The organism is Psychroflexus sp. MES1-P1E (assembly GCF_002836055.1).
Lineage (GTDB): Bacteria > Bacteroidota > Bacteroidia > Flavobacteriales > Flavobacteriaceae > Psychroflexus.
Genome location: NZ_PJBS01000162.1, coordinates 1 through 20,039, shown reverse-complemented (window position 1 = coordinate 20,039; position 20,039 = coordinate 1). Strand labels below are relative to the sequence as shown.

At 34.7% G+C, this 20,039-nt stretch carries 11 protein-coding genes; 5 read left to right on the top strand and 6 right to left on the bottom strand.

The features are described from left to right. Positions 1-32 precede the first annotated feature (32 nt). The 5 genes from CXF67_RS07270 to CXF67_RS07250 are packed head-to-tail and all read right to left on the bottom strand — an operon-like array spanning position 33 to position 8,002. Positions 33-1,412: a sensor histidine kinase gene (locus tag CXF67_RS07270; RefSeq protein WP_102088152.1), complete on the bottom strand. Its 1,380-nt coding sequence runs from the start codon at positions 1,410-1,412 to the stop codon at positions 33-35. Then, positions 1,412-2,089, bottom strand: coding sequence for a response regulator transcription factor (locus tag CXF67_RS07265; RefSeq protein ID WP_102088151.1), 678 nt, complete (start codon positions 2,087-2,089; stop codon positions 1,412-1,414). The genes CXF67_RS07270 and CXF67_RS07265 overlap by 1 nt, the downstream gene beginning before the upstream one ends. A gap of 2 nt (positions 2,090-2,091) precedes the next feature. Next, entirely contained in the window at positions 2,092-3,243 is a 1,152-nt protein-coding gene (locus CXF67_RS07260) for an efflux RND transporter periplasmic adaptor subunit (RefSeq protein ID WP_102088150.1), read from the bottom strand. Between the two features lie 4 nt (positions 3,244-3,247). Beyond that, complete coding sequence (locus tag CXF67_RS07255; RefSeq protein WP_102088149.1) at positions 3,248-7,573, bottom strand: CusA/CzcA family heavy metal efflux RND transporter; 4,326 nt, start codon at positions 7,571-7,573, stop codon at positions 3,248-3,250. Between the two features lie 48 nt (positions 7,574-7,621). Further along, the gene (locus CXF67_RS07250; RefSeq protein WP_102088148.1) at positions 7,622-8,002 is read right to left on the bottom strand and encodes a hypothetical protein; all 381 of its coding nucleotides are present in this window, start codon (positions 8,000-8,002) and stop codon (positions 7,622-7,624) included. A gap of 272 nt (positions 8,003-8,274) precedes the next feature. On the opposite strand from CXF67_RS07250, the gene CXF67_RS07245 reads away from it, so the two are divergent. From CXF67_RS07245 to CXF67_RS07230, 4 genes are all read left to right on the top strand, one after another. After that, positions 8,275-9,852, top strand: coding sequence for an NADP-dependent glyceraldehyde-3-phosphate dehydrogenase (locus tag CXF67_RS07245; RefSeq protein ID WP_102088147.1), 1,578 nt, complete (start codon positions 8,275-8,277; stop codon positions 9,850-9,852). A gap of 108 nt (positions 9,853-9,960) precedes the next feature. After that, a complete protein-coding gene (locus tag CXF67_RS07240) occupies positions 9,961-11,667 on the top strand; it encodes an OstA-like protein (protein ID WP_102088146.1) in 1,707 nt (568 codons plus the stop codon). Further along, positions 11,657-12,853 carry an aspartate aminotransferase family protein gene (locus tag CXF67_RS07235; RefSeq protein WP_102088145.1) on the top strand — a complete coding sequence of 399 codons (1,197 nt, stop codon included), beginning with the start codon at positions 11,657-11,659 and terminating at the stop codon, positions 12,851-12,853. Before CXF67_RS07240 ends, CXF67_RS07235 begins: the two co-directional genes overlap by 11 nt. Positions 12,854-12,932: 79 nt before the next feature. Continuing rightward, positions 12,933-14,294, top strand: coding sequence for a tetratricopeptide repeat protein (locus CXF67_RS07230; RefSeq protein WP_102088144.1), 1,362 nt, complete (start codon positions 12,933-12,935; stop codon positions 14,292-14,294). Between the two features lie 835 nt (positions 14,295-15,129). On the opposite strand, the gene CXF67_RS07225 is transcribed toward CXF67_RS07230, so the two are convergent. Then, complete coding sequence (locus CXF67_RS07225) at positions 15,130-17,262, bottom strand: DUF349 domain-containing protein (protein WP_102088143.1); 2,133 nt, start codon at positions 17,260-17,262, stop codon at positions 15,130-15,132. 209 nt (positions 17,263-17,471) lie between these two features. Between CXF67_RS07225 and CXF67_RS07220 the strand changes: the two genes are divergently transcribed. After that, entirely contained in the window at positions 17,472-19,901 is a 2,430-nt protein-coding gene (locus tag CXF67_RS07220) for a TonB-dependent receptor (protein WP_102088142.1), read from the top strand. The last annotated feature ends 138 nt before the right edge of the window (positions 19,902-20,039 follow it).

Genomic DNA, 20,039 nt, shown 5'->3' with positions numbered 1-20,039 from the left:
GGAATGAACACATCTTAAGCGAATCTTAAGTTTCAAGGTGTTCTTGGAATTTTGAGACTAAAACAAGTGTATTCATCAGAACTTATATGGATTTTAATCTTTAATAAATCTATGACTTTGGCAACGATGGCAAGACCTAAACCATAACCTTTCTCACTATTTTCGTGATACCTGTTTCTGAAAAAGGGATTGAAAATGTCATTGATTTCATCGGCTGGAATCTTTTGGCCTTTATTACAAATAGAAAGCTTTAAGTGATGGCTTGTCGGTTCTAGTGAAATAGTAATCCTAGTTTGGTCTTCGCCATACTTTACCGCATTAGAAATCAAATTATCAAGGACTAACCTTAAATAAGTTTTATGGGTTTGTATCTGGCAATCTTCAGATTTATCTAATGTAATACTGATGCCTTTTTTTAAAATATCCTGTTTGTAGTTTATTAGAATTGCTTCTATTTCGTCGTACAGACATAGCTCCTCGGTTTCTAGATTTTTAAGGGTATGGCTGTTTAGTCGAGCAAGAATGAGCAATTTTTCAATGGCATCAGACATGTCATCGATCTTATGAATATTGTTTTTAATCTCTTCGACATACTGTTCGGGCTCACGTTCTTTTCTAATTAAAACTTCCAGATTTCCCTTAAGAATTGCTAGTGGTGTTCTGAGTTGGTGAGAGGCATCTGCAGTGAATTGCTTTTCGCGTTTTACCGCTGCATCTATTCGGTTTATAAAGTTGTTAATAGCTTTAGACAGAGTTCCTAATTCATCACCATTACTAGTTTCAGGAACGCGTTTGTTGAGGTTGTTAGAGCTAATTTCATTTACGGTTTTGGCTATAAAAGTCACAGGTTTAATGGTGATTTGTGATATGAGTCGAGATATGAAAAATGTAATGACCAGTAAAATAGGATAGATAAACAATAAGGTGTCTAAAAGTGTTTTTATAACTAACTCTGCATCACCCAGAGGAATAGCGATGGCGATAAAGCCTTGAATGGTGTTGTTCTCTTTAAGCTGAAATTGAATTTGCCTGATGTTCTCACCATCCAAATTTTGATTGCTGATAAAGGAATTCTCTTGTTGAAGATCTATTTCCAAGTTGCTTTTACGAAGATTTGGCGATTTGTCTAAACCTTTACCTTTGGCATTGTATAACTCAACAAATAAGGGATATACTTCAATTTCTATATGCTCACGCTCTAGCCACTCATCCTTATAGGCAAAATAAACGCTGTCTTTGCGAAACATTACTTCATTGATGTGCTTTTTGGCTTCGAACTGTAACGCATAATCAATCTCACTAAAGACAGTATTTTTAACGGTAAAATAAATAGCAATAAATACAACAATAGATAGGCTTGCAATACCTAAAACTGAATATAAAGCAATTCTATTTCTAATCGATAATTTCATTACTCATCAGCTATAAAACCAACCCCGCGAACGGTTTTGATAAGTTTATTTCTATCAAGTTTCATTTTTTTCCGTATTGCATTCATATAGACATCTAAGACCCCAGAATCATAGTCGAAGTGAATATCCCACACTTCTTCAATAATAGATTGCCTGGTGCATACTTGTCCTTTGTGGCGAACTAAATGAGCCAAAAAATTAAATTCTTTATCGGTTAAAGTAATGGGTTTTTCCGACTTTAAAACCAAACGTTTACTGATGTTCAAGGATAAGTCACCGAGATACAACACCTCATCTATCTTATAATATAAACGCAAATGAGTTTCAATTCTTGCGAGAAGTTCTTTAAAATTAAAAGGTTTTTTAATGTAATCGTTAGCGCCGCTTTTTAAGCCTTCAATCGTATCTTCTATGGTATCTTTCGCGGTTAAAAAAATAATGGGTATTGAAATGTGTTCACTTCTCAATTGTTTGCAAACGTCAATGCCCTTTACTTTTGGCATCATCCAATCTAGTAAAATTAAACTGATGGAATTATGTTTTACAAGTTTTAAAACCTCTTCACCGTTTTTAACCACCAAACACTGGTAACCTTCTTCGGTTAAGCCTTTTTTCAAGAGTTTAGCAATATCAACCTGATCTTCTGCTATTAAAATGGTAAAATTTCCCTTGTTCATAATTAATGACTGTGACCTCCGCCACCTGTTGTAATAATATCAAATACACCTCGAGTTAAAAACTGAGCTTCTGTATCTATTTGTTCTGAATTTAAAATAGGTTTGAGCCCCTTTTGTGGTGCATTCGTTTTTACTTCAATTTTTTTGAAGGTAAATAAATTATCGGTTTTAGAATCGAGTTGTAAGACGAAGGTTTCTCCATCAACCTCAGTAAAAGCAGTCTCAGGCAAAGCTAAGTAGTCTTTAGAATTAGATTTGAAATAAGAATTTACAAACATGCCAACCGAAAAGTTTACGTTTTCATTTTTGGGATGTGCATGAACGCGAACGCTTCTGTTTTCATTCACTTCAGCGCCAATTAACTTTACATAAGCACTGAAAATTTGATCGGAAATTTCAGGAATTTTAAAGCTTAATGTGTCCCCTTTATGGATTTTTAAGATGTCTTTTTCAAAGACATTAAGTTCAAGGTGTATATGGTCGACATCAAGAATCTCCATGATCATTTCAGATTTAGATAAAAATTTACCTTGCGAAACGTTTAGTTTTGAAATTTTACCACTGATAGGCGCATAGATACGAATTTCTGATGTGAAATTCCCCTTAGCAATTTCCTTTGGGTTGAGATTCATTAATTTAATTTGCTCAAAAGTTGCTTGAAGTTGTGCTTTAGCTTGCAGATAGTCGTTTTTGGTAGATTGAAAGACTTTTTGTGCAATCACTTTATCCTCTAATAAGTTTTTTTTTCGCTCAAATTCTGAAGTTTGAAATTCTAAATTACTAAAACTCTCAACATAGTTTTGTTGCATTTTGATAAAGTCGGGATGCTTTAATTTAACCAACAAATCCCCCTTTTGGACTTCGCTCCCAACCAAAAGTTGAGTTTCAGAAATATAGCCATCAAAATAAGAACTCACTGTAGCTCGATTTTCGGGAGGAACATCTATCATTCCAGTCACCTGAAATTGCTCTGAAAATCTATTTTGTTTTAAGTACCCTAACTCCAGTTGTGCAGTTTCAAATTGTTTACTTGTAATCTCTATCAAATCCTTGTCTTCATTTTGCTCTACTTCAGCTGAAGTAGACGTGCTATTATTACAGGATAAAAATATCAAGTTGAGTAGGAATAGGCTGGTATATATATATCGTTTCATAAGTTTAGTTTAGTAAAAAATAATTTAAGGCTATAATAGTCTGATTATAATCGCGCAGTTTTGTTAAATAATCTAATTGGATGCGCTGGGCATATTCTAGGCTTTGCACATATCTAAAAAAATCAATTTCACCAGCTTTGTAACTCAGCTTGGCCGTTTTTAAGAGTTCGTCGGCAATTTTAAGTTGATTTTCTTCATAGGTATTCAAGGCATCTTGCTGCACTGAAAGCTGATTGATCAATTGGTCTTTTTGCTGGGTTAAGTCGATTTGAGCATCTTCAAGAGCCGCTTGTTTTGAAAGGGTATTGATTTTTGCAGATCTAATCTTAGACCGATCCCCAAAAAATAATAAGGGGATATTTAAGCCAATTTGATATCCGTTAAAATTTTTATCAATAGCCGAATTACTTCTGATAAAATAACTCGCAGAAATCCCTGGGAGTAATTCATTTTTAGCTAAAGCTGAGTTGCGTTTTGCTAATTTTTGATCTAATTCTAATGCTGACAAACTCAGATTTTCAGAGCTATTATTTGCTATATCCAGTTGAAGTTTGTAGAGCGTTTTCTCCCTTAAAACTAAATTGTCTTGGCTTTGTAGCAAGCCTTTAATAGCGAGTATACTATTGGTCAACTCTTGCTTTAGCTGTGCTTGTTCAATCGTGATTTGATTGGCTTTAGATTGCGCGGTGATTTTTTCTAAATAATTTGATTCTCCTTCTTCAAACCTTCGTTTAGCCATCCGTGAGAAGTCGGTGTAGATCTTATAAATACTATCATATATTGCCAGTTTCGCTATAGCTTCAAGATAATTTTGATATTTAACTTGAAGGGTCTTAATCTTTCTGATTTCTACAATACTATACTGCGTCCTTGCCAGCTTCGTTTTAACTTTATTCAACTTCAATCGGCTCCCATATACTGTTGGAAACTCAAATTGCTGAATAATACCCCATTGATACAAAGGTAGATTTGCAATAGGATCTGCTTCAGATTCATCATAATTTTGATAAATCTGGGCATTATTAAAAGTAAAGGCTTGTCCTTCTGCAGCTTCAGTGCTTTCCGCTTTTAGTTGAGCTGCTTTTAATTGTCTATTGTTATCGAGCATCTGTGTTTTCAGACTTTCAAATTCATCATCTTGTGCATTTGCTGTAAAACCAGCGCAACCCATCAGCAGAATAAAAATACTCGCCTTAGGATTTAGCCTTAATTTGGTTGCATTATTTTTTAAGGCATAAAGCACAGGAAGTATTATTAAAGTGAGTAGGGTAGACGTTATCAAACCACCTATCACTACTGTAGCTAACGGACGTTGAACTTCTGCGCCTGCACCCGTTGAAATAGCCATAGGTAAAAAGCCTAAAGCTGTAGAACTGGCTGTTAATAAAACTGCCCTTAGGCGATCTTGTGTAGCATCTATTATATGTTGTAAACTCAATTTGTCGTGGGTTTTTAGAATGTCTTTGAAATACTCTACTAAAATGATTCCGTTTAAAACGGCTATTCCAAATAAGGCAATAAAACCAACTCCTGCCGAAATACTGAACGGCATATCTCTTAGCCATAGTAAAAAAACTCCACCAACAGCAGAAAATGGAATAGCTGTGAAGATAAGTAGTGCGTCCTTATGCGTTCGTAGGGCAAAAAATAGCATGATATAAATCAAGATTAAGGCGATAGGTACTGCAATTTTTAAACGAGCTTTGGCACTTTCTAGATTCTCAAATTGACCACCATAAGTCATATTATACCCAACGGGCAACTCTAGATTTTGATCAATGATTTTTTGTATATCTGTAACGACAGATTCTAAATCTCGGTTACGAACATTTACGCCTACTACAATTCGGCGTTTGGATTCATCTCTAGAGATTTTAGCGGGACCTCTATCAAAAGTAATATCGGCGACTTCATTCAATGGAATTTTACCAAAATTTGGAGTATCAATCATCAAATTCCTTAGATCATCAATATCTTGGCGTTCAGTGTCCTGAAGTCTCACCACTAAATCAAACCGCTTTTCGCCTTCAAAAACAACACCAGTTGTTTTACCCGCAAATCCTGCTGTTATAACATCATTAATGCTTTTTATATCCAGTCCGTAACGTCCTATTTTATCCCGTTTATAGTTGACCAACATTTGTGGTAAGCCCACAATTTTTTCTACTGAGATGTCTGCCGCACCCTCTACATTCTCAATAAGCGACTTGATTTCATTCCCTTTTCGAGCTAAAATATCTAAATCCTCTCCAAATACTTTTATGGCTATATCTGAGCGAACTCCAGTAATCAATTCATTAAAACGCATTTCGATAGGTTGCGTAAATTCAAGACCCATTCCGGGAAAAACAGATAGCGCCTCCTCAAATTTTTCTGCTAAGCCTTCTTTGGTATCGGCCGATGTCCACTCTGATTTGGGTTTCAGACGAACAATCACATCTGAATCCTGCATCGACATTGGATCGGTTGGTACTTCAGCAGCACCAATACGGGAGACTACTTGCGTGACTTCAGGGAATTGTTCAAGGAGTATTTTTTCAATAGCTGTAGTGCGTTCAACTGTACTTTTTAAGGATTTCCCTGTTTTTAAAATGGGTTGAATCACAAAGTCACCCTCTTCAAGTGTGGGCACAAATTCACCTCCCATTCTAGTAAAAGTAAACACACCAACTGCTAGCAAGGCAACAGCTGAAATGAGAACTAGTTTCGTATGATTTAAGGCCCATTTGATTGAATGCAAATACAATCGTTTAACGCCATTGAGAAGTTTAGTAGATATAGTGAAATTTGACTTAGATTCTGGTTTTAAGATCATGCTACAGGCAACTGGGACCCAGGTAAAACACAATACCATAGCGCCAATAAGAGCAAAGCTAAAGGTGAGGGCCATGGGTCTAAACATCTTACCTTCTATGCCACTCAATGACAATATAGGGATAAAGACAATCAAGATAATCAACTGACCAAAAATGGCTGAATTTAGCATTTTGGATGCTCCCTTAGAAGTGATTTTGTCTTTTAATTTATTGATTTCAGTCGATGTTTTGTTGGAAAACTCATTGGAGCGTTGCCATAATTTAAAGGCGACAAACTCAACTATAATAACTGCGCCGTCAATGATTATTCCAAAGTCTAAAGCACCTAGACTCATTAAATTAGCGTCAACACCAAAGATGTACATGAGGCTGATTGCTACTAAAAAACTAAGTGGTATAATGGAAGAGATTACTAAACCAGCGCGCCAATCTCCGATGAGTAAAACCACAATAAAAGCAACCACCAAAAACCCTAACAACAAATTCTCAGCAATAGTATAGGTTGTGCGTTGTATTAATTCTGAGCGATCTAAAAAGCCATTGATATACACCCCTTCAGGTAAAGTAGTTTCAATTTCTGCTATGCGTATTTTTACTGCATCAATGACACGTTTTGAGTCGGCATCTTTCAGCATCATCACTTGTCCTAAAACTTTTTCACCTTCGCCGTTACCAGTAACAGCACCAAAGCGTCTGGCATAACCAAAACCAACCTCTGCAATATCCTTGATATAAACAGGTTGATTGTTGCGAGTGGTAACACTTATGTTTTTAATATCTTCTAAACTTTTAATAAGTCCTTCGCCTCTTATAAAATAGGCTTCTTCATTTTTTTCGATATAACTGCCCCCAGCTACAGAATTATTGTCTTCAAGAGCTTGAAAAACTTCAGCAATAGTGATGTTATTAGCTTGTAAGCGTTTGGAATTAATACTAACCTCGTATTCCTTTAAGTAGCCTCCCCAGGTATTAATTTCAACGACACCAGGAATTCCAGATAATTGTCGGCGAACAATCCAATCTTGAATGGTACGCAATTCGCTAGCATCATACTGGTCCTCGTAGCCTAGTTTGGTTTCTAAAGTATATTGATATATCTCGCCTAAACCAGTCGTAATAGGTCCCATTTCTGGAGTACCAAACCCTGAGGGTATCTTTTCAGCTGCAGATTTTAGTTTTTCGGCAATCAGTTGACGTGGTAAATACGTGCCTAAATCATCTTCAAAGACTATGGTAACCACCGAAAGGCCAAACTTAGAGACCGATCGTATTTCTTTGACACCTGGTAAATTTACCATCTCCAATTCGACGGGATAGGTAATAAACTGTTCAACATCAGTAGTAGAGAGGTTTCGTGATGTTGTAATCACTTGTACTTGATTGTTGGTGATATCGGGAACGGCACCAATTGGTATTTGGGTTAAGGAATAAATCCCAAAACCAACAATACAACCCACCATTAAGATGATAAAGAATTTAGACTTTAAGCTAAATTCAATAATTTTTGATAACATAAAATTTTAAATTGAAAATGAAACAATAGACTTGGATGACATCAGAGTCTAATGTTTCGGTGGCTGAAGAATATCAGTTTCAATTAATAAATCAAATTGTGAAGTATAATTAAAATTATTCAGGACTATTTCAAGAGGGGCTGTTAGCCTTAGACTTATGACCTGAGGTAATTCAAAGAAAAAAATGTGGGAGTAATGCTGGCATTCTTGAAAAGGAAGGTTTTGATGTTCCTCGTGTTCTTTTTCGTGCGCTTCTTTTTGATTACCATAGTGTAAGTCAAAAAACTCCAAAAATGAATTTTGATGTTCGGTTTTATGAAGTTCGTAATGCTCTGCCAAATTATTGAGGTTGGCTAAATTAGCAGCGCTTAAACCAAACGATTGTAAGGTAAAAATCATAACTAGTAGATATGAAAACACATTCTTCATGTTTACAAATTTAATGTATTTTTAATTTTGTGAACTTAATATTTGCTTAATAATGCGAGTTCCAATAGAAAAGTAAATTCCTTTAATTTAATTCAATTTTCTTTAAAATTCGGTTCCATTTTTTATACGCTTAGAGGTTCGAAACAGTTATGCTGCTTTTTATCAAAACGGATGCATTACTAAAGCTTAACAAATCATTTTACTTAGTTATAATAGATCGATAAGTTAGTTTATTAAATTGTGAACTATTTCACTAAAACACTTAAAATATTATGTTAAACACAAATTTAGATACAATTGATTCATTACTTCATCAAAATACATATTTAGATAACGGTAAACTTGTCAATTGGGATGGCAAAATGGATGAGGTATATTCAACAATTTCTACGAGTTCAGAATATAAGCCAACCTTACTTGGTACTGTTGCTCACATGGATGAGCCAACAGCATTGGGAGTCTTAAATTCGGCTGTAAATGCCTATGATAAAGGAAAAGGACAGTGGCCAACCATGCGCGTAAAAGAAAGAATAGAATGTATGAAATCTTTTGTGGAGCATATGCAAACCAAACGAACTGAAGTTGTAAAACTACTGATGTGGGAAATAGGAAAAACGCTACCAGATTCAGAAAAAGAATTTGACAGGACTGTTCAGTATATCTATGACACCATAGATAATTATAAACAGTTGGATAGGGATAGTGCCAAGTTTGAGAAAACAGATGGGATCAACGCTCATATAAGAAGAGGACCACTCGGTGTGGTTCTTTGTCTGGGACCTTACAATTATCCATTAAATGAAACCTTTGCTTTGCTTATTCCAGCATTGATTATGGGTAACACTGCTGTTTTTAAACCTGCCAAGTTCGGAGTTCTTTTATTATCTCCTTTGCTAGAGGCTTTTCAAAAAAGTTTCCCTGCTGGAGTTATAAATGTAATTTATGGGAGAGGGAGAGAAGTTGCAGTTCCCATCATGAAAACAGGTAAGATTGATGTCTTAGCACTTATAGGACACTCAACTTCTGCTATTGCCCTTCAAGATCAACATCCTTACAAAAATAGATTGAGGCTTATACTCGGCTTAGAAGCCAAAAATCCAGCTATTATTCTTCCAGATGCAGATTTAGACTTAGCTATTGAAGAGTGTCTTAATGGATCATTATCTTATAACGGCCAGCGCTGTACAGCCCTTAAAATTATATATGTCCATGATGAAATTAAGGATGAGTTTAATAAACGATTTTCGAAACGAGTGGATGAGCTTAAGTTCGGTCAGCCTTGGGAAGAAGGCGTAAAATTGACACCACTCCCAGAGCCTAACAAACCCGCATACATTAAGGAGTTGATTGATGATGCTAAAGAAAAAGGAGCGAAGGTTCTCAATAAAAAAGGAGGAACTGTAACCGATAATTATATTTATCCTGCAGTGTTATTCCCCGTCAACGAGTCTATGCGTGTTTATCAGGAAGAGCAATTTGGCCCTGTGGTGCCTATAAAATCCTTTGATGATATACAAGACCTGTTGGATGAAATAGCAAAATCTAATTATGGACAGCAGGTCAGTTTATTTGGCAAAAATGTCGATACCCTTGCACCACTCATAGATGTATTGGTAAATCTGGTATGTAGAGTCAACTTAAATAGCTCTTGCCAACGGGGACCTGATGTTTTACCATTTACCGGGCGTAAGGATTCTGCAGTTGGAACCTTGAGTGTTCATGATGCTTTAAGATCATTTTCTATAAGAACTTTTTTAGCATCAAAAGACAACCCTTATAATAATGATATTATTCGTAAACTTTTGGAAAGTAAAACGTCCAACTTTGTGAGTACAGATTATCTTCTTTAGTAATTTTTGAATGTATTTAATCTAAGGTTATTCTTATACTTAAAGCAGCAATTTATTGCTGCTTTTGTTTTAATTAAAATGTAATTTTACCAGTCTAAAGAAATCGATTTGAAATACCTCTTAGTTTTAGTTTATTTTTTGCTTTTTGTAAACATTTCGTATTCTCAACATGGAAAAAAAATAGATTATACCAGCGATAGAACTCGTGTAGATGAAGCGAACTTTCCAGGTGCTTTTATCCTATCGAAAGTCAATAATCAGGTTTACTTTCTTCATGACGGTATTGAGGTTTGGTGCGATCGAGCTATTTTTTATCAAACGGACGACTTTTTTAGAGCTTTTGGGAATGTAAGAATGAAGCAGGGCGATACAGTAAATATGACTAGTAAGTATGCTGAATATAATGGAAATACCCAATTTGCCTTTGCTAGTGAAGATGTTGTATTAACTACACCTAGTAATAGGCTCACTACGGATTCCTTGTTTTTCAACAGACTTAAGCAAGAGGCTTTTTATAGAAGTGGTGGAGTTGTGAAGGATTCAGCATCTACAATTACAAGTGTGGTAGGTAGATATTTTATGAATCAAGAAAAATTTTCGTTTCGGAAAGAAGTTAAAGTCAGAAATCCAGAGTATGATATTGACTCAGATTATTTAGATTTTTATTCTGAGAAAGGCCATGCTTATTTGTATGGTCCTTCTACGATAACAAGCGAAACGAGTACAGTGTATTGCGAGAGAGGATTTTATGATACGCGGAAGGATAATGGGTTTTTTGTCAAGAATTCAAAAATAGATTATGAAAATAGATTGCTAGAAGGGGATAGTATTTATTTTGATAGGCCCACGGGATTCGCTTCTGCAACCAACAACATTAAAGTCACCGACACGGTGAATCAATCGGTTATAAAAGGTCATTATGCGGAGGTATTTAGGATGAAGGATTCGCTATTCATTACAAAAAATCCACTTGCAGCTATAAAACAAGAACAGGATTCAGTCTTTATAGCAAGTGATACACTTATGGTTACAGGAAAGACTGGAAATAGAGATATCCGTGCTTTTTATGATGCTCGATTGTATAAATCGGATTTGAGTGGGAAAGCAGATTCTATACATAGTAGCGAAGCCACTGGACTCACTAAATTGATTCGAGATCCAATTCTGTGGTCAGGTGGAAGTCAAATTACTGGAGATACCATTCATTTAATCAGTAATACAGAGACGGAACAATTAGATTCTCTTAAGGTTTTTTATAATGCGTTTATGATCCAAAAAGACTCCATAGACGGCTATAATCAAATTAAGGGGAAGGAACTTTTTGGGTTATTTAAGAATAACGAAATCTATGAAGTTAATATTATTCGAAATACAGAATCCTTATTCTTTTTGAGGGATGATACCTCAGATCTTTTGGGCATTAACAAATCTATCTCGGCTAAAATTAAAATCTTATTCGAAAAACAAGAAATATCAGATGTCTACTATTACAATGAAGTGGATTCCCAAACGCACCCAAGTTCTATGTTTCCAGAAAATGCCAGAAAATTAAAAGACTTTAGTTGGAGAGGAGATGAGCGGCTGACGACCAAAGCGGACTTGTTTAAAGGGAGAGATAGTTTGGTTTTACCTAAAATAAGGGGTCTAGAGGATCCTGAGATTTACGATGACTTTTTTGAAGGAATAAGAGAGTTAAACTCAAATTCAAATTTAGAAAAAGCGGACTTAAAGCCTTCAAATACAGGTAAAGTTCCAGAGGATAAAAAATTGCCGTTAAGAAAAATAAAAGCTATAAAAATAGATGATGAAAAGTGATTTTTTAGACTTCCAGGCACAAACGACTCCCCATCCCTTAGGAGTTGAGGTAGTCTCTGCAGAAGGCTCTTATATTTATGCAAAAGACGGAACCCAATATCTAGACTTTGTGGCAGGTGTATCTGCCTGCGGCTTGGGTCACAGACATCCCAAAGTGATTGAAGCTATAAAAAATCAGCTAGATCAATATATGCATGTCATGGTATATGGGGAATACATACAATCTCCAGCGGTAGAATTTACAAAGCTTTTAGCACAGCAATTACCTGAGCCTTTATCACAAACTTACTTGGTAAATAGCGGTACAGAAGCTATTGATGGAGCGATGAAATTGGCTCGAAGGGCTACTGGTAGAAGTCAGATTATAGCAGCCAAAAAGTGCTATCACGGTAATTCTTATGGGGCGTTAAGCTTGATGGATTATGAGGAGCGTGTAGCACCGTTTAGACCGTTAGTTGGCGATATCACTCACCTACAATTTAATACAGAAATTTGTTTCAATATTATAACGGAGCGAACCGCAGCTGTTATAATAGAAACTATTCAAGGGGGAGCCGGGTTTATTTTACCTCAAAATGATTATTTAAAAAAAGTAAAGCAACGCTGTGAAGACGTAGGAGCCTTGTTGATTTTGGATGAAATCCAACCTGGATTTGGGAGAACAGGAAAGCTTTTTGGCTTCCAGCATTTTGATGTGGTCCCGGATATACTTGTTTTAGGAAAAGCCATGGCTTCTGGACTACCAGTAGGCGCATTTACAGCTTCTAAAGCTTTAATGAGCCTATTAAGTGATAGCCCGAAACTAGCCCATATTACTACCTTTGGAGGTAATCCTGTGATTGCTTCAGCTTGTAAAGCTACGTTAGAGGTGCTTCTTTCTACATCCATTATACAGGATGTAGACCGTAAAGAAAAACTATTTAGAAAGTTGCTTCAGCATGATCTTATAGAAGAAGTAAGGGGTGTAGGGCTAATGCTAGCTCCGCTATTTAAGAGTGATGAGATTGCTAATTATTTAGTGCTAGAAGCTAAGAATCGAGGCCTTATTTTATTCTGGTTACTGTATGAAACAAAAGCTGTAAGAATTTCCCCGCCATTAACCATTTCAGAGAAAGAAATAACTAAGGGCTGTGGCATTATTATTGATATATTAAATGAGTATTCTAAACAAAAAAAAGGTGAATAACTTGTGGATAACATTTTATCAAATCTCGATTTAAATTGAAAAAAGACCTTTACCTTAACCAAAACTTAAATCATTTTATATGCAATTAGGATCCTCTCACCACGATGACTTCGATTTTCCTATAGAGAAATTTGAAATGATGTTGAAAACCAATGAGATATTGTTTTTTGACGCGACGGAGTTTGAAAATATAATAGGTCATTATATTGATAGCGGTCGTTTAGCTCTCGCTAAAAAGGCCTTAAAACTTGCTTTAGATCAACACCCAAAGTCGGTTAATTTACTTTTGATGAAAGCAGAATTGTTTTCTTTTGAAGATAAGTTTGAAAAAGCTATGGATTTGTTGGAAGGCCTTAAGTCTTTGGAGCCCAATAATGAAGAAATATACATTCTTATTGCAAACATCTACTCTAAGCAAGATCTTCATCTAGATGCTATCAAAATTTTAAAAGAATCTTTAAACTTTGCTGATGATCTCCTAGAAATCCATAGCATTATGGGAATGGAGTATATGTTTTTAGAAGATTTTGAAAATGCTAAGCAAAGTTACATCAAATGTCTAGAGAACGATGAAAGCGACTCTACCGCTTTATATAATATTATTTATTGTTTCGATTTTTTAAATCAAAACGAAGAAGCAATTCAGTTTTTAAAATCTTTTCTTGATCGTCAACCTTATTGCGAAGTCGCTTGGCATCAACTCGGAAAGATATATTTTGAAAATAACCTGTTCGATAATGCCCTAGAGGCTTTTGAATATGCAATTATCTCAGATGAATATTTTATAGGGGCGTACTTAGAGAAAGGGAAGGTATTAGAGCGTCTTAAGCGATATAAGGATGCTATAGAATGCTATGTCCTCACCCTTCAAATTGATGATCCCACTGCTTTCGCTTATTTGAGAATTGGAAAGTGTTTTCTCAAGTTGAATGAACCTGAAAAAGCTTTAAAGCATTATAAAAAAGCGCTACATGAAGATCCTTTGTTGGATAAGGTGTGGTTAGCACTTTCTGATTATCACGTCAAAATTAAAGATTACAAGAAGGCTTTGTACTACATCAATAAAGCTATTAATATCGATGAAGAAAACGTTCTGTATTGGAAGCACTTTGCTATTATAAATCTAGAATTAGATAATATTAAAGATTCTGATCTTGGTTTTAAAAAAAGCCTTGAACTTGGTAATTATGAGCTAAAAACGTGGATTACTCGTTTGGATATTCTTATAGAACTAAAGCATTTTAAAGATGCCTTGCAAACTTTAAAACAGGCCGAGGTTTTCTTTACAGATTTTGCGGAAATAGAATACAGATATGCAGGTGTTTATTTTGAATTGGGAGATTACAAAAACTCAAAATTGCATTATAATAAAGCCATGCAACTAAACATTCATTATAATTTTGTATTGAATGATTTATTCCCTTCTTTCAAACTTGACTAAAATATGACTTTTTAGCTGAAGATAATAAACTAGGGTTACATACTTTACAGGATTAAATTCAAAGTGTTTTGATATATTTTTTAAACTTCTACAGTGTAAAAAAAAAGAGTTTAGTCATTGTTAAAATCATCAATAGCTAAACTCTTCTCTAATAGATTTACTTTTTAAAAGACTTTTTTTATAAAATAATTTCTAGAAGATTTAATACTAATTTAAACCTATGATGCCGCAATAGATTATATCTCTTTCGCCTAGTTTTTATCAAAAATAATGACAGTAACAAGGGCTATTCTTATTATTTTCAATTTCAATAAATGTGTACTGAGCTAAGTCCTAGTATAATTCAATTTATTTATACGACATTATAAATTTAATTTGGCTTAAGTAAATCAATCGATTTCAAAAGTTTATCTTTTGGATAATAGAAATGCTCCATGACCTCGCAACAAATTATATAATTCTAGAATTTTATAAGGTTTACTTTATCGGGTTAAAATAAGTATCACAAAATGTTGCAGTTTTATAGCCAAAAATCTTCTGGAACAACTAAAGCTATGAGCCCAGTTTTGTACCCAGAATTCAAATCCTTACACTGATAGTAGAAAAATTAAACTTGTAAATTCTAAATACCTAGGTCATTTACATCATTATTCTACTCTTCATAGCCTGCCCTTTCTGATGAGTGATCTACATATTTCTTAGGAATCAAAAAGACAGATTAACAGGTTGAACACTTATAATAAAACCTGTCTTTTCGACCTAGTTTCTAAAATAATCAGCTTGCTTCTCACAAAGCGGACAAGATAAAATTTTAGCTTCTGGAAAAGATTTTACCTTACAAAGCTTTTATCTTTTGCAATTTAGTCTTCCACATCTCCAGATCTCCTTTCAGCTTGTCCATAGTATTATAAACGTCTTTTACTAATGGATTTTCTCGATCTGCATTGGAGAAAAATTGAAGGTTATTTTCTAGTTGCTGGAGCTCAGCTTTTGTTTCATCGATCTTTTTCCTTAAAAAAGTTTGCTCCTTGTATATGCTGTTGGAATCGTCAGTATCTAAAAGGTTTTGGAGTTTATTCTGATACTTCATCAATTCAGCATCCGTCTTACTCACATCTATTTTTTTGAAAATTTGATCTAAAGCTCTGTTGAATTTATTCTCTACATAGCGCTTTTGATTGGGCACCATCCCGATGTCATTCCATTTAGAAATATAAGATTTTACAAGCTTTACGTTTACCTCGTCATCATCGCTTAAGACTTCGTCTTTAAGTTTGGTGATAAGGTCTCTTTTTTCATTAAAGGCCTGTATTTCTCCATTGTTCTCGTCGTTTTTATGCGTGTGGAATTTGTCGAAGTAATCGTTGCAAGCAGCTTTGAATTGTTTCCAAATCTTATCTGAGTCTTTTCTAGGCACATGACCTATGTCTTTCCAGTCGTTTTGGATTTTTTTCATAAGGGGAGTAGTCACTTTAAAGTCCTCACTATTCTTATAATTTTCTGCAATCTCTATAAGTTTTTTCTTCTTTTCAAGATTATCGTATTGGTCTTTCTTAAGGTCTTTATAGAAATCATTCTTCTTTTTATTGAATTCTCTGGTCACTTTTCTAAAAGCATCCCAAGTTTCATCCTGCTTAGATTTTGGAACGCTTCCAGCTTTAAAAAATAAATCCCTAAGTTGACCTACATTTTTGATTCGGTCTTGAGCGTTCTTATGTTGGGTCATCTCTTTTTCAGTCAGCTTTTCTATTTGTTGGATAATTTCTTTTTTAACCAACAGGTGCTCCTCGCGTTTTTGGTCTAACTCTTCAAAATGAGTTTGACGTTTTTCATGGATTAGTTTGGTAGCTTCACTAAATTTATCCCAAATTTCATCTCGGTATTCTCTTGCTACTGGGCCTAATTCTTCTTTCCACATTTTGTGGAGCAATTGTAGTTCCCGAAAAGATCTGTTGACATCTTCTTCTTGTGATAGTTCTTCGGCCCGATCTATGATTTTGAGTTTTTGATCTAGATTATACTTAAAATCCATATCTCTAAACTCTCGGTCTAGATGTAAAAAATCATAAAATCTTTCTATGTGGTGCTGGTAATTATTCCATACAGTATTGTAGTCGTTTCTTGGAACTGAGCCTGCATTTTTCCATCGCTCTTGTAATTCCTTAAATTGTTTGAAACTGGAAGTCATACTTTCCCCAGAGCCTATCATACTTTTAAGTTCCTCAATAATACCAAGTCTAGTTTTAAGATTGGTGTTGAGATTCTTTTTTAATTGAGAATAGTAATGATCTCTTTTTTCACGATAATCGAAATAAATAGTATTGAAGTTTTTCTTTACAGGCGAAGAATAATGGAAATCTATAATATTTCCACCTTCAGCTAGGAATTCTTCTTTTTTCTCTTCTATAACTTCATTGAATTTTTTATCAAATTCAATTTTGACATTACTTACATGATCTTTTATGGACTGTACTTTCTCTTTTTTAACAAGATTTTCAATCTCTAAAACCAACTCGTCAAGAGACATCGCATGATAATCTTTCATTTCGATATCATGCCGTCTTGAAATATCAGCATCCTCACTATCTTCAGCATTGGCATCCTCTATGTCTTGCTCTTCAACTTTAGATTCTTTCTCCAAAGTTTCCTCTCCCTTAGGAATAGACTTTTCCTCTTTTTCTAAAGAAACGTCGGCATCCTCTATCTCTATGTCTTGCTCTTCAACTTTAGATTCTTTCTCTAAAGTTTCCTCTTCCTTAGGATTAGATTTTTCTTCTTTTTCTAACGAAACGTCGGCATCCTCTATGTCTTGCTCCTCAACTGTAGATTCTTTCTCCAAAGTTTCTTCTTTCTTAGGAGTAGACTTCTCTTCTTTATCTAAAAAAACGTCGGCATCCTCAGAAATACGTTCTTTAGATTTCCCTTGGTTTTCTTCGTTTTGGTTTCTCGGATCTTCTTGTTCTGACATGTCTTTCAATGTTAAGGTTCTTAAATTCGTTGAAATATAACAACTAGTAGGTTACCTCACAAAAAAAATGAGTGAATTCAGTGATAAGACTTCATTCGTTTACTAATTGTCTAATGTTAACTCTACTTTAACGGGGTTTAATTAAACCATCTTTTAATAAACTAGTCATAGTATTGAATTTAAATTAACTACTAGTGTTTAAAAAAATAATGATCTTATTGGCGTTTCTTCCTATTATTGGATTTGCGCAGGAGTTTGAATTGACAGGAAAAGTAATTGATGCTTCAATGGATTTTCCATTGGAATATGCATCAGTTTCAGCTATAAACATTGAAGATGGAAGTATTGTAAATGGTGGAGTAACCAACCGAGAAGGCCTGTTTTCCATAAAGTTAGAAAAAGGAACTTATGACCTTGAGATTGAATATATTTCATTTGAGGTCAAATATATTTCAAACTTCATCATGGATATAGATACAGATTTAGAAACTATAAAGCTTGAAGCTAAAGCTGGAGAACTGAATGAAGTTACCGTCGTAGCTGAAACCACACAAGTGGAAGTGAGACTTGATAAAAAGATTTATACCGTAGGAAAAGATCTAACCACAGCTGGAGGGACAGTAAGTGATGCCTTAGGAAATGTCCCTTCTGTAACGGTAGATATAGATGGAGCTATCAGTCTAAGAGGTAATAATAATGTAAGAATTTTGATTAATGGCAAACCCTCTTCTGTTGCTGGATTTGGAGATCAGGATGTATTTCAACAACTCCCTGCTGAAGCTATTGAATCTGTAGAGGTAATTACAAGCCCTTCTGCACGATATGATGCCGAAGGCACTGCTGGTATCATAAATATTATACTAAAAAGAGAAAAAACACTTGGCTTTAATGGGTCTATACGAGGAACACTTGGGGATCCGAAAAATTCAGGTGCGTTTGTTGACTTAAATTTAAGAACTGAAAATTTCAATATTTTTACAAGCCTTGGATATACCGATAGGACTAGACCTGGTAATGCATTTTTTGACACTGAATATACAGGTATTTCTAATTTTGATAGGATTATAGAAAACCGAGAGTATGATAGAACTGGTCAAAATTTTAATGTTAATGCTGGTGTAGAATACTTTATCGATGACATGTCTTCAGTTACCTCTAGTTTATTCACTAGGTCTGGTGATGATAGAGATATGACGACCAATACTAATAGACGATTCGTAAATGGAATTGAAAATAGTACTACGGTTAGAATTGAAGACGAATTAGAAGATGATAAGAGTTTTCAATACTCGATGAATTATGAAAAAAGATTTGATAAAGAAAATCGTGATCATAAGTTAACAGCAGACCTTCAATACTCTAGTAGTAATGAGACAAAAACTGGAATCATCAATGAAAATCAGACCCTTCCCAGTGATTCTTTAGTAGCATTACAAGATAACTTAGAAACCGAAAAAAGAAATAGTTATCTTATACAGGCAGATTACGTAAAGCCTATGGGTGACGCTCAATTTGAAGTTGGATTTAGAGGAGATTACACAGATCAAACTCAAGGATTTTTGGTTCAAAGGCAAAACCTCGAAACAGGTAATCTTGAAACAGATGAGTTTGTTTCAAGTGATTTTGATTTTCAGCAAAATATTACAGCCGTTTATTCACAGTATGGAAATAAATTTGAGCAATTTTCTTTTCTTCTTGGCTTGAGATACGAGCATACTCAATTGATTGGAACAACAACGCCGCTGGTTCCTGGAAGTTCTGATAGAATTTTTGATTTCGATAAAAATTTTGGAGGTTTTTTCCCAACCGTCAATTTGGTTTATGAATTAGGAGAAGATGAAAATGTTACTCTTGGATATAATAGACGTATCAATAGACCGAGAAGCTGGTTTTTAAATCCATTTCCATCTCAGTCAAGTAGAATAAATGTATTTCAAGGTAATCCAGATTTAGACCCTTCTTTTGCTAATGCCTTTGATTTAGGCTATTTAAAACGTTGGGAGAATCTTACTCTCACAAGTTCAATTTATTTTCAAAGAGAAACTGATGCTTTTGAACGCGTTGAGAGAGATACAGGAAGGTTAACCGAAGAAGATGGTATTCCCATTATTGAAAACATACCCATTAACCTGGCTACTGAACAGCGTTATGGTGCTGAAGTTGGTGTATTGTATAATCCTACCAAGTGGTTAAGAACCAATTTGAGTTTTAATTACTTTAGATTCGAAAGTGAAGGTGAATTTGAGGGTATTGAATATGGTGCTACTAATGAAAGCTATTTTGGTAGATTTAGTTCTAACGTTGTTCTGCCAGGAAAAATCCAATGGCAAACCAATGCCTTTTATAGAGGTCCTAGGGTAAATGCTCAAACTGAAACAGACCCTATAGCTTCTATTGATTTAGCCCTTAGTAAAGATTTTTTAAAAGATGATAATCTAACTATTTCTTTAAACGTTAGAGATTTATTTAATTCAAGAAAAAGAAATCAATTCACTATTACGGAAAATTTCACATCGAATAGTTCTTTCCAATGGAGAGTAAGACAAGTAACTGCTACTCTAGTTTATAGGTTTAATCAACAAAAGCGAGAACAAAACAGAAGAAGCAACACTGATGACGGAGACTTCGGTGGATCTTAGCTTTAGGCACCAAACAGAAAAAGCAGAATCGAAAGATTCTGCTTTTTCTTTATAAATAGTGTAATCTATTTGTTTTTGTTCTTTTTGCTTTCTTTAATTTCTTTCAAACGTTCGATTAGCGAACCTCCAATCCAATAA